Genomic DNA, 11,800 nt, shown 5'->3' on the forward strand with positions numbered 1-11,800 from the left:
ATCTGAGATGAACTAAATCTGTCTATTAAGATGGTTATCAACGGCTAGATTTTCAAGGTAAGTGGGGCAAACTTTGTGGCAGAAAATGGGTTGTAAAAAGATAAGGAATAGACAATAGCGGTGGGAGATAGGGTATTTAGTGGAAGATATCGTGTTTAGCGCAAGATTACTCTTCAAGCCAAATAAATGTCGCTTGACGACCGGTCACACCATCGCGGCGATAAGAATAAAAATTTGTTGAGTCTTGATAAGTACACCGGCCACTCTCAAACACTTGATCAATGCCCAGTTCATGCAAACGCAGTTTGGCTAATTGACCCATATCCGCCAGCCATTTGCCTTTCTGCGCCTGAGGAGTAAACGCCTGTTCAGCATCGGAATGATGAGCAACAAAGGCAGAAAACACGTCGTCGCCCACTTCAAACGCTTGCGCACCAATCGCAGGGCCAAGCCATACCATCACATCGCCACTCATTTTTGCTGCAGTTTGTTCAACAATCCCGTTGGCTAAACCACGCCAGCCAGCATGAACAGCCGCAACTTGAGTTCCTGCCTGATTGGTCATCAGCACAGGTAAACAATCTGCCGTCATCGCCGAACACACCACATTCGGAGTCGAGGTTATCAGACCATCGGCGTTTAGCACTTGTTCGGTCGGAGCATCGACATTGAGTACCATCGTAGAATGGGTTTGGTTTAGCCAAATCGGTGAGCAGGGCAAAGCTGATGTTTCCACCAACGATTGCCGATTACGTAGTACAAGCTTCGGATCATCCCCAACATGCATACCAAGATTTAAACCCTGATACACACCTTGTGAAAAACCACCCGTACGAGTCGAACTGAATGCTCGAACTTGCTTTGGCGCTTTCCAGTTGGGGAGAATCATGCTTAGTACTCTTCCGTAGGATTTAGCTGAGTGTCTTCACGCAGAGCGAGGGTCATCTCCACCATATCATCCGGTACTGGCGCATGGAATTCGAGCTCTTCTCCTGTGATTGGATGCTCAAACTTCAACATCACCGCATGCAACGCTTGACGGTCAAAATGACGAATCATTGTCGTTAGCTCTTCACTCGCCCCTTTCGGGATGCGCGCGCGGCCACCATAAGCGGTATCCCCTAATAGAGGATGCTGCAAATATGCCATGTGCACCCGGATTTGGTGTGTACGCCCAGTTTCTAGACGCAAACGCAAACGGGTATGCTCACGGAAATGCTCCGCGACACGGTAATGAGTAACCGCATGCTTGCCCATTGGCGAAACCGACATCAAAGTGCGCTTAGTCGAGTGACGACCAATCGGCTTATCAATCATGCCGCCTGCGGTCATGGTGCCAATCACGATCGCTTCATACTCACGAGTCACATCGCGCTTTTGCAATGCACGCACTAAGTGGGTCTGTGCGGGTATGGTTTTCGCAACCACCATTAAGCCCGTCGTATCTTTATCGAGACGATGGACAATCCCCGCCCTCGGCACTTCTGCAATCGGCGGATAATGGAATAACAGCGCATTGAGCACTGTGCCATCCGCCTGACCGGCACCAGGATGCACCACAAAGTCACGCGGTTTGTTAATCACGATAATATCGTCATCTTCATACACAATGTTCAGTGGCAAATCCTGCGCTTCCCAGCGCTGTTCATCTTCTAATTCAGCCTGAACGGTAATCACCTCGCCACCCATTACTTTGGTGCGTGGCTTGGTGACAACTTCACCATTCACGACAATCTTGCCTTCCAGCAACCACTCTTTTAAACGTGAGCGAGAAAAGTCGGCAAATAATTCAGCTACAGCTTGATCAAGACGTTGACCAAGCTGGCTATCTTTTACTGTTTGAGTTAATTCAATCTGATGAGCCATATCGAACTTTTTAAAAAACCGTGAGACTAATAGTCACTAGTATGGAAAAATACCCCGACATTGTAGCTGTTACTGCTGAGAAAGTAACGAAACGATTTGCGCGCGGCTTACGCACTTATTGAAAAGCAACATTTGCAAGGAATTCCACCCTGACATGAAATACCAAACTTTATCAGGCCTACTCGCGTTATCCCTGTTATGGGGTTGCTCTAGCACTCCAGAAGTGGTGCCGGATGTACCACCATCAGAACTTTACTCGCAAGCTCAAACCGCGCTGCAAAGTGGCTCTTGGCTAACTGCCATTGAGAAATTAGAAGCGCTCGATTCTCGCTACCCATTTGGGGCGTATTCTGAACAAGTACAGCTTGATTTGATCTATGCCTACTACAAAAATGATGACTTGGCATTAGGCTTAGCCACGATTGAGCGATTTATCCGCCTCAATCCAACCCATGAAAAGATGGATTGGGTATTTTATATGCGTGGTTTGACGCATATGGCACAAGATCGCAACTTTATGCATGACCTGTTCAACATTGATCGTCATGATCGCGATCCTGAACCGGTAAAAGCCGCTTTCAATGATTTTAAACGACTGCTCCAGCGCTATCCAAATAGCCCTTACGCCCAAGATGCTCAGCAGCGCATGCTCGCGCTAAAAAATCGTTTAGCCGAATATGACTTAGCCACGGCCGATTTCTATCTGCGCCGTGAAGCTTGGATTGCCGCCATCAATCGCACCCAAGAGCTGCAAAAAACCTATCCGGATACTCAAGCGGCACGTAAAGGATTAGAAATTCAGCTTAAAGCTTACCAACAGCTCGGCTTAACCGATGCTGTTGAGCGGACTAAGCAGTTGATCCAGCTAAACCCGCTATAGGCTAAACTTCTCACTGACACAAAAAGAGCCACTCAAAAGTGGCTCTTTTTCTATCGTAATGGATTATCGCCATCACGCGCTAATTCCATTCGTCACAGTTACCGCTTCAAGTTGCTTTTTACTATTACAACATCCCGTGATGTAACGTGATGATAATCACAAGCTCAAAGTGGTGTTTTTTTATTCTTTCGGTATTTTAAGTCGCAGCAAGGCACTAAAAAATCGGCAGTTTTTAGTTTTTGCTTCTTTCGAATTTAGCGCTTTTATAAGAGATAACAAGCTTTTTATAGCCCTGACTGGTATAAGCTTTGCGATAGATCACGTTTATTTCAGAGCAAAAAAAATGCCGCATCAAAAGTGACAATGATCACATTATTTCCCATTCAGCACGCTAATCTGAAAGCAACCCATAAGGGATGACACAGAGGAATAAGCATTATGAAGATCAACATCACTGGCAAAAATATCGATATCACCTCTGCAATCCGCGATCATATTGAGGGTAAATTCAAAAAATTAGAGAAATGGCAAGTCGACATTATTGGTTGTCAGGCCAGTTTTAGTGAAGAGCCGAATAAGCAGAAAAAATTTGAAGCCGTAGTGAGCATTCCACGTGGCCAACTGGTTGCCTCCGCCATTCACGAAGATCTGTATGCTGCCATTAATGAGGTCGAGCAGAAACTTGAACGGCAATTAAACAAACTGCGCCACAAACCCGAAGCTCGTCGAGCCGATAAACCAGAACCTAGTGAAGAGCTAGAATAAACAGCCATTGATCGCCAAAACCATTCACCGTTGCGACGATTGACAATTAAGATAATCGACAGATAGCGCCTCAAGGCGCTATTTTTTCGCTTGACGCTCTGTAGGGGCTTGCTTATTGTGTATGCACAATAAACTGGATAACTATTCATTGTTCACGCTAATTAGCTGTGCTTTTTTGATTTATTTTTCCATCGTGCACATAACTCGCAGATGCTCTAAAGACAAATCAAAAACGAACAGAAAGCCTCCTCTTTAGGGGGCTTTTTTATAAGGATAAGTTTATGACCGACAAACCATGCTCACTCGATGATATTCGCTCACGCCTTAACGAACTGGACGACCAATTGCTTAGCCTGCTGTCAGAGCGTCGCCAAATGAGCATTGAGGTCGCTAAAAGTAAAGTCGAAACCGCCAAACCGGTACGTGACCCAGCGCGTGAACAACAACTATTGGTCAAGCTGATCAACGCAGGCAAAAACAAATACCAGCTAGATGCGCAGTACATCACGAAGATTTTTCACACTATCATTGAAGATTCAGTATTGCTGCAACAAGCCTATTTGCAAAACTTAGCCAATCCACAAAGTCGTAAGCCATTAGCTAGAGTTGCCTTTTTAGGAGCCAAAGGCTCTTATTCACACCTTGCTACTCGCGAATATTTCAGCCGTAAAAATACCGAATTAATTGAGCTTAATTGCGATCGTTTCAAAGAAGTTGCCAGTACGGTGGAATCGGGTCATGCCGATTACGGTGTGCTGCCCATTGAAAATACCAGTTCAGGATCAATCAATGAAGTGTACGATTTGCTGCAACACACTACCTTGTACATCGTTGGTGAACTGACCCAACCGATTGAACACTGTTTAGTCGCCACCCAAGATATTCGCTTAGAAGATCTTAAAGTGCTCTATTCCCACCCCCAGCCACACCAACAGTGCAGTGAATTCCTGAGTCACTTAAAAGGAGTGAAATTAGAAAGCTGCGCCAGCACCGCCGATGCCATGAAAAAAGTGCAGCAGCTTAATCGCGCCGATGTGGCAGCGATTGGCAATTCAGCCAGTGGTAAGCTCTACGGCTTACAACCGATCCAAGCCAATATTGCTAACCAAACTGAAAACCATACTCGTTTTATTGTGGTAGCGCGCAAGCCTGTTGAAGTCTCACCACAGATCCCAGCCAAAACTACGTTAATTATGTCGACCTCACAAGAAGCCGGGTCACTCGTTGCGACACTTCTGGTATTACAACGTTATGCGATCAATATGACCAAGCTCGAATCTCGGCCGATTATGGGCAATCCTTGGGAAGAGATGTTCTATGTCGATTTAGCCGCGCACATTGATTCACAAGCTATGCAGCAAGCGTTAGTCGAACTTACCCAACTGACTCGCCACTTGAAAGTGCTCGGTTGTTACCCAAGTGAAAATATCAAACCAATCCAAGTGAAATTTATTTGAAGCGACAAATTTGACCAACTAAGCTGACAGTTGCATAAGATTTAATTACAATACTCCGCGATTAAACATAGCCTTAACTCGCCGAAACAGAGCATGTCGCCGATAGCCTAACGCGAAGTGATTCATTTTGTTGCTGCTGTTTGCTTACTGCGGTTTACTGACTCTTGTTTTTTGCTTATGTTGTTTTCTTGCTCATGTTGTTTTGTTGCTGCTAGTAAGAAAAGCCATCACGAATGGAGATCGTATTGGCCAATGATTAAACGCATTTTTTCGCTGATCATGTTGAACACGGCCTGTGCTCACACCTACGCTTCACCACTCAATATCTATCTATGGGAAGATACCATTGCCCCAAGTATCATCGATACTTGGCAGCAACAAACTGGCATTTCAATTAATCTTTACCATTTTGATAACGATGATCAACGCAGCTTACTGATGCTAAAAAGTGTTCAGCTGCCATTCGATATTGTGATGTTAGATAACGTCTCCGCATCGATTTTCTCACGCCAAAATGAATTTGAAGATCTCACAAACCTACCCAATCGCAATAATAATGACCCACTTTGGCTACAGACCTGTGGCACACACGCGATCCCTTATTTTTGGGGCGCAGTGGGGATCGCCTATCGTAAGAGCCGATTTAGTACGCCTCCCAGTCAGTGGAGCGAGGTAATCGATATTGCACCAGAGCACCGTGGCCACGTCGGGATGCTCAAAGACAGTGTCGAAACGTTATTACCTGCACTATCGATGCTCAACGCCTCACCGCTCACGGATTCGATTGATCTTTTAAAGCAAGCCTACCACCTACTCGAAGCGGCCAAGCCTAATATTCTGACTTATGAATATGCGCTAAGTTATGTGCGCAGTCATCCTCGACCGGACAATTTGCACATGGCGGTGACTTATAGTGGTGATCACTACTCACTCAACCGTTTCTTGAACGAGCAAGATTGGCAATTTGTGGTACCAGAAGGCTCAGCCTATCTATGGGTAGACTGTCTAGCGGTAAATAGTTCCTCAACCAACGTCACCCAAGCCAAAGCTTTTCTCGATTTCCTAATGCAACCCAATATTGCAGCGATTAACGCTGAATATATCCAAACCGCAAGTCCAAACTATAAAGCACGAGCTTTGCTTCCGGCAGAGCATCGTGAAGACAGTTCGATTTATCTGCCGGAGCCACGTCTCGCAGTGGCGCTTATCGACAGTGAGCTGTCAGCCAAAAATCTCAATCTACGCGCCAAAATCATCAACAGTGTGACTCATCACTATGAAACTAAACCATAGAATTCTATTACTGATCACCCCAGTGATCCTGCTCAGTGCCGCTGTTTCAAGCCATATGATTTATACCAGTCAGAAAAATGCGCTGATCAAAAGAACTGAGAGTTATCTGCAACTGAATATTGAGAAATTAGCTAACCATTATCAACAAGCACAAGCATTGGTGAGTAGCTACGCTTTTACCTTAGCCAAAAGCGACATCATGCGGCACTATTTCGCGCTAGAAAATAATCCGTATCAAGAACTGGCATTAGTGGATAATCTGCGGGAAACCTTAGATATTTTACAACCGAGTGAGCAACAGTTCGTTGCACTATCGATTCTAAATGGTAATCAAGAACTGCTTTACTATGCAGAAAATAGTGCCGATCCATTTACAACCATCGACCCTCAGGTGCAGGACTACGTCACACAACGTTTTTCAACCACCCAAAAAACTTCCGACATTAGTTACACACTCAATTCCGTTGGTGAAGATATACTGGTTCGCTATGATCTATTAGATCAACAGACCTTATTAACGCCACTCAGTTACAATCGGCAAGATGTGTTTTTTGTGGTGGTGTATGTGGTATTAGAGCAGTTCAGCCAACTGCGGCAACAAATTGAATTTGATAACCAAAGCCCCATTCTTTTCAGTCATACTCCGCCAACGAATCAAAATCAATTCACACAATCTGTTGAGCTACAACCCGGGTTTTACGCGACATTAAACCCCGCCCCACAAATACTGAATACCAAACTAGGAGCAATTCAGTTTCGACTGTTACTCTCTTTTGGTATCTCAGCCTTGGTTACTGTTCTCCTACTACTGATGCTACTTTATCGTCATGTAATTAACCCCATACTTAAGTTGGATAAACAGTTACAAGAAGTAGAGAATCATCAACGCAAAAATATTGAACCACTGAAAACTAACGACGAGATTGGCCGCCTCTCCTCACGTTTTTACGCTATGTACACCGAATTAAACTCGACGTATCAACGTACCAAAGCCTTAGCTGAAAATGATCATCTCACTAAACTGGCCAACCGCTATCAGTTTCAAGTACAAGCCAATTTGCTGCTTTCCCGCTATCATGCCACTCAGCAGATCTGGGTAATGTATATCGACCTCGATAACTTCAAATATGTGAATGACAAATATGGCCACCAAGTGGGGGATTCGCTATTAGTCAGCTTTGCTAGTCATGTTCATCAACTGTGTAAAAGCTTTGAAGTCAGCCACAATACCTTCAGTATTGCCGCTCGCTTATCCGGTGATGAATTTGCCATTTTGCTGGTCGCCCCCAAGCAATTCACTGACTGTGTGAACCTATTTGCTCAGCGGATACTCGATCCAATTCAGAGCAAAAGTCATTCCGCACTGAGTGATTTTCCGATTACGGCCAGCATTGGGATTGCCACTTTCCCCAACGATGGTACTCATATCGAAAAATTACTCCTGAATGCCGATACTGCGATGTATCAAGCCAAAAATGCCGGTAAAAATCAGCTAGCCTATTACTCACAAGCTTTAGATCAAATTGTACAACGACGTAATAATATCGAACGCGCCCTACGCTTAGGGCTGTTTGATCAAGAGTTCAGCTTGGTTTATCAGCCTTATTTTACTGGTTCCGACAAACGCTTAGCGGGATTTGAAGTGTTATTACGTTGGCAATCCGAATTGCTAGGTGAGGTCTATCCCGATGAATTCATTCCGATTGCCGAACAAATAGGACTCTTTGGCACCATAGACCGCTGGGTTATCATGCAAACATTTAGAGAGTTTGCTCGCCTGCAAGCGATAAGCAATGATCCGATGCAGATTTCGATTAATCTCTCTTCCGCTGAACTCAATTCACTAAAGTTAGCTGAATTTATCCACCTGCAAGCTAATCTGTATAAGGTCGATCCGCAATGGGTTGATTTTGAAATTACCGAGACTTTTGCGGCCGACTCACAAAGCACCTCACTTTTATATGAGCTTTCAAATAGCGGTTATGGACTAACGATTGATGATTTTGGCTCTGGCTACACCTCCATCACTCAGTTAGTGCAATACCCGGTACAAAAAATTAAGTTTGATCGCCAATTTTTAGATACACTGATCGCCACTAACAAACAAAGTGTTATTCAACCATTGATTGATTTTTGTCACTCCCAATCGATCAAAGTCACCGCCGAAGGTATCGAGAATCAAACCATGTACCAGTGGTTAGCAGAATATGAATGTGACTATATGCAAGGTTTCTACTTGGGACACCCAATGAGCCTCTCCGAGCTTGGCCCCTGGCTGGCCTCGTTACCATCATGATAAGAAAAGTTATGCGCAAAATTATTATCGCCTCACAAAATCCGGCCAAAATAAATGCGGTACAAAGTGCATTTAACACTGTGTTTGCCGATCATTACGATGAGTTTATTGGCGTATCGGTACCCAGTGACGTCGCCGCTCAGCCGATGAGTGACTCAGAAACCAAACAGGGTGCTGTCAACCGGGTACGAAATGCCAAACAGCGGTATCCTGATGCAGACTATTACGTCGGTATAGAAGCCGGCATTGAAGATAACAAAACCTTTGCCTGGATGATTATTGAATCGAGCGAGCAACGAGGCGAATCACGTAGTGCTTGCTTAATGTTACCGCCATTGGTGCTTGAACAGCTTAGTTCTGGCACAGAATTAGGCGATGTGATGGATCAAGTGTTTGGTACCGAAAATATTAAGCAGCAAGGTGGAGCGATTGGCTTATTAACCGCTCATCACCTGACCCGTAGCTCGGTTTATCACCAAGCGTTGATTTTAGCACTGATCCCGTTTATCAATCCTGACCATTACCCTCAAAGCATCATCAACATGACTTGATGTGGATTCTTCATGCCACTATCCAGTCATATTACTACTATTAATGCTACAGCTATTCATATTACAGCCACGGCTCAGCATGTTCTAAACTGATCGCTATTGAGCTTTAACGAGTTGGAGAGGCAGGCGAGGTTAACAGTTGCGCTAATGTGGTTTTGTCTTGCTCACTACGAGATTTAAGCTCATTCGAGCCTCGCGTAATCGTCGCTATCCCCACGCCAAGCATCTGGCTAATTTGTCGCTGTGACATCTCGCCACTTAACAACTCATGCACAATATTGACTCGCGCAACCAGCGCTTCACGTTCATCAAGCGTCATCAGTAATGTCAGTAGCAGTTCATGCTGATCTTGCTGCACCGCCTGCTTAACCAGATCCAAAACTTGCTGCCACTGCGTATAATAAGGTTGTGGTACCATAGTTGTACTCATTAAGTGATACACCCGCTTATTGTAGTGCAGCAGGGAGAGGAATCAATACTTTGTATTTAACTCTCGTTCACTAAGAAAAGGGCCTTCTACCCCCATTAAATCTCGATAGTAGGTTTCAAACATTAAAATATTCTGTACATAACCGCGCGTCTCAGCAAATGGGATCGCCTCAATAAAGCCATACACATCCAACTTGCCTTGCGTACGCTGCCGCCAATTATCAACCCGGCTCGGTCCGGCATTGTAGGCTGCGAACGCTAAAATCCGATTCTGATCATAGCGCTCAAGTAAACTACTGAGATAGCGGCTACCAATTTCGATATTTTTAGCCACTTGGTATAGCTGATCAGGATTGCTATAACTCAACTGGTATTTGCTTGCCGTATAACGCGCGGTATCTGGCATGATCTGCATCAAACCTCGCGCGCCAACGGGGGATTGAGCATTCGGATTCATCGCACTCTCTTGTCTGGCTAATGACATCAAAGTGATAGGGTCAATACTATTTTGCTGTCCATGCAGAGTAAATAAATCTTGATGGACCACAGGGAAACGCAACTGATTGTTATCCCATAACTTGGCAGCAATCGTCGCCATAATGGTCATCTGGTGCCAGCCAACACTGGCAGCATAAGCGGCTAACATCGCTTGCTCGCTTGGGCTAACCCGGGCCAGTAACCAGCGCCACTCACTGTTTGCGGCAGTCATTTTATTTAGCAAGACCAGCTCGTTGATCCGAGCTAACGCCTTGTGATGGGCTTTAAGAGCGGATTGATCAAGCACTAGGGTGCTGGTCGGATAATTCACCGCTTGCTGCAACCATTTGGCGGCAGCAACACTGTAAAAATGGCGCTGCCCAAGCAAAGCTTGTAAACGCTCACGACCTTGCTGTGGCTGACCAAGAGCAATCTCACTTCTCGCTTGCCAATATTGCCAGCGCAATGTCTTGCGCTCTTGCTCCGGTAACCGCGCAATCCACTTAGCTAAATCACGCCAATCATTTTCACGCAGTGCCAAACGAATGCGCGCTTCAATCAAACGCACCTCATGACTATCGCGAATCACCTGATCGCGCCATTCGTTGATCGCAGGCTCTTGAACATCCATCAGACGGATTGCAATAAAGCGAGCGGTTCGATTTTTTTGCGCTTGAGGCCAAGCTTGCGCTTTCGCAACGTCATTCAACACCGCTTGGGCCTTTAACGGCTCAGCTCTGGCCCACTTTTGCAGCGCCAATTCGGCCAGTTGTTGATTAAACGGATCTTGCGCAGCCTTGCGGCTGTAAGACAATACTCGCTCCGGTTTATCAAACAGTTCGAGCATCGCTTGAGCTTTAGCTTGGGACTTTTTACCCTGCAATTTTTTTTGCAGATAGACAATCAGGTTTCTATTACGCCCCTCAAAAGCCAATAAAGCCCGCTTGAGTCGCCACTCATCGGTTAAGCCCCCCACCCGTTGCCATTCAGCAAACAGTGGGTCACATGCATCAGCAATGCTCGCCCCACTCATCCACAATTTTTTCGCGCCAGCGAACGCCTCATTACGCAGACCGGTTTGTAACTTGGCATAGTAATAGTGACACTGATAAGTCTCCCCGTTGGGTAATTCGGTTTGGAATTTAAGTAACGTTACCCATTTTTTATCACGCGCCAGTGCATCTAAATACGGTGCAGCAATTCGCGCGGCAAAGGGAAATTCTTGGTGGCTATCAATAAAATTGCGCACCACTAACGGCGGCTTATTGCCAATATCAATCAGAAAAGCACGGTAATCGAGATAAGGAGTCAATGGATAGTCATCGATTTGTTGGCGAACTCGCTGGTATTGTGCGAGATCCTGATGATTCAAGCTAAGCTGCACTTTCTCATATTGCTCTCGCTGTACGGTTAAATCCGCAATATTCGCGCTGACAGCACAGGCGGTTAACATGAAGACTGACACGAGGCTACCCGGCTTAAGTCGCGTCACAGACATCATAAGATCTCATCCTTAAAATCAATGGCAATTGTGGCTAGCGATAAGCACAACCAAAAAAGAAGCTAACACCACCTATCTGGGTAATACCGACTATTGAACGGATTCTCACCAGAGTTCTCAATAGCAGTGAAGTAAACTTAATGCAAATAATGCAACATTTTATTAAGTATTGCTGGCCACGAAGACCAAACCGTACACCCATCGCTCTAGGCCGATTGTAATGGCTCACGTTCGTCCGCGCGCGGCTCACTCCCATTAAATAAGAAAGTCTCAAGAAATGTTTCG

9 protein-coding genes, 1 pseudogene and 1 other annotated feature are annotated in these 11,800 nt (G+C 45.3%); of the genes and pseudogenes, 6 read left to right on the forward strand and 4 right to left on the reverse strand.

The genetic code is table 11. The features are described from left to right. Nucleotides 1-166: 166 nt before the first annotated feature. A complete protein-coding gene (pgeF, locus tag OOK74_RS08905; RefSeq protein WP_278182627.1) occupies nucleotides 167-889 on the reverse strand; it encodes a peptidoglycan editing factor PgeF in 723 nt (240 codons plus the stop codon). A gap of 2 nt (nucleotides 890-891) precedes the next feature. Then, nucleotides 892-1,866 carry a 23S rRNA pseudouridine(1911/1915/1917) synthase RluD gene (gene rluD, locus OOK74_RS08910; RefSeq protein WP_274722759.1) on the reverse strand — a complete coding sequence of 325 codons (975 nt, stop codon included), beginning with the start codon at nucleotides 1,864-1,866 and terminating at the stop codon, nucleotides 892-894. 154 nt (nucleotides 1,867-2,020) lie between these two features. On the opposite strand from rluD, the gene OOK74_RS08915 reads away from it, so the two are divergent. The 6 genes and pseudogenes from OOK74_RS08915 to yjjX all read left to right on the forward strand — a co-directional run bounded on the left by OOK74_RS08915 (nucleotide 2,021) and on the right by yjjX (nucleotide 9,108). Next, nucleotides 2,021-2,746 (forward strand): outer membrane protein assembly factor BamD, encoded by a 726-nt coding sequence (locus tag OOK74_RS08915; protein WP_274722760.1) that lies wholly within the window; start codon nucleotides 2,021-2,023, stop codon nucleotides 2,744-2,746. 438 nt (nucleotides 2,747-3,184) lie between these two features. Then, nucleotides 3,185-3,511 (forward strand): ribosome hibernation-promoting factor, HPF/YfiA family, encoded by a 327-nt coding sequence (gene hpf / locus OOK74_RS08920; RefSeq protein WP_274722761.1) that lies wholly within the window; start codon nucleotides 3,185-3,187, stop codon nucleotides 3,509-3,511. 153 nt (nucleotides 3,512-3,664) lie between these two features. Then, nucleotides 3,665-3,781, forward strand: a sequence feature (Phe leader region). An 11-nt stretch (nucleotides 3,782-3,792) separates the two neighbouring features. Further along, the gene (gene pheA, locus OOK74_RS08925) at nucleotides 3,793-4,968 is read left to right on the forward strand and encodes a prephenate dehydratase (RefSeq protein WP_274722762.1); all 1,176 of its coding nucleotides are present in this window, start codon (nucleotides 3,793-3,795) and stop codon (nucleotides 4,966-4,968) included. A 252-nt stretch (nucleotides 4,969-5,220) separates the two neighbouring features. Beyond that, nucleotides 5,221-6,261, forward strand: a complete 1,041-nt coding sequence (locus OOK74_RS08930; protein WP_278182628.1) for a polyamine ABC transporter substrate-binding protein — start codon at nucleotides 5,221-5,223, stop codon at nucleotides 6,259-6,261. Then, nucleotides 6,245-8,633: pseudogene (locus OOK74_RS08935) on the forward strand (putative bifunctional diguanylate cyclase/phosphodiesterase). The gene OOK74_RS08930 and the pseudogene OOK74_RS08935 overlap by 17 nt, the downstream one beginning before the upstream one ends. Next, a complete protein-coding gene (gene yjjX / locus OOK74_RS08940; protein ID WP_277208082.1) occupies nucleotides 8,608-9,108 on the forward strand; it encodes an inosine/xanthosine triphosphatase in 501 nt (166 codons plus the stop codon). The pseudogene OOK74_RS08935 and the gene yjjX overlap by 26 nt, the downstream one beginning before the upstream one ends. A gap of 106 nt (nucleotides 9,109-9,214) precedes the next feature. On the opposite strand, the gene trpR is transcribed toward yjjX, so the two are convergent. Together trpR and sltY are read right to left on the reverse strand one after the other, a co-directional pair. Continuing rightward, on the reverse strand, nucleotides 9,215-9,526 hold the full coding sequence (gene trpR, locus OOK74_RS08945; RefSeq protein WP_277208071.1) for a trp operon repressor: 312 nt from the start codon (nucleotides 9,524-9,526) through the stop codon (nucleotides 9,215-9,217). Nucleotides 9,527-9,580: 54 nt separating this feature from the next. Beyond that, the gene (sltY, locus tag OOK74_RS08950) at nucleotides 9,581-11,515 is read right to left on the reverse strand and encodes a murein transglycosylase (protein ID WP_278182629.1); all 1,935 of its coding nucleotides are present in this window, start codon (nucleotides 11,513-11,515) and stop codon (nucleotides 9,581-9,583) included. Nucleotides 11,516-11,800 lie beyond the last annotated feature (285 nt).

The organism is Vibrio misgurnus (assembly GCF_029635775.1).
Classification (GTDB): domain Bacteria; phylum Pseudomonadota; class Gammaproteobacteria; order Enterobacterales; family Vibrionaceae; genus Vibrio; species Vibrio chanodichtyis.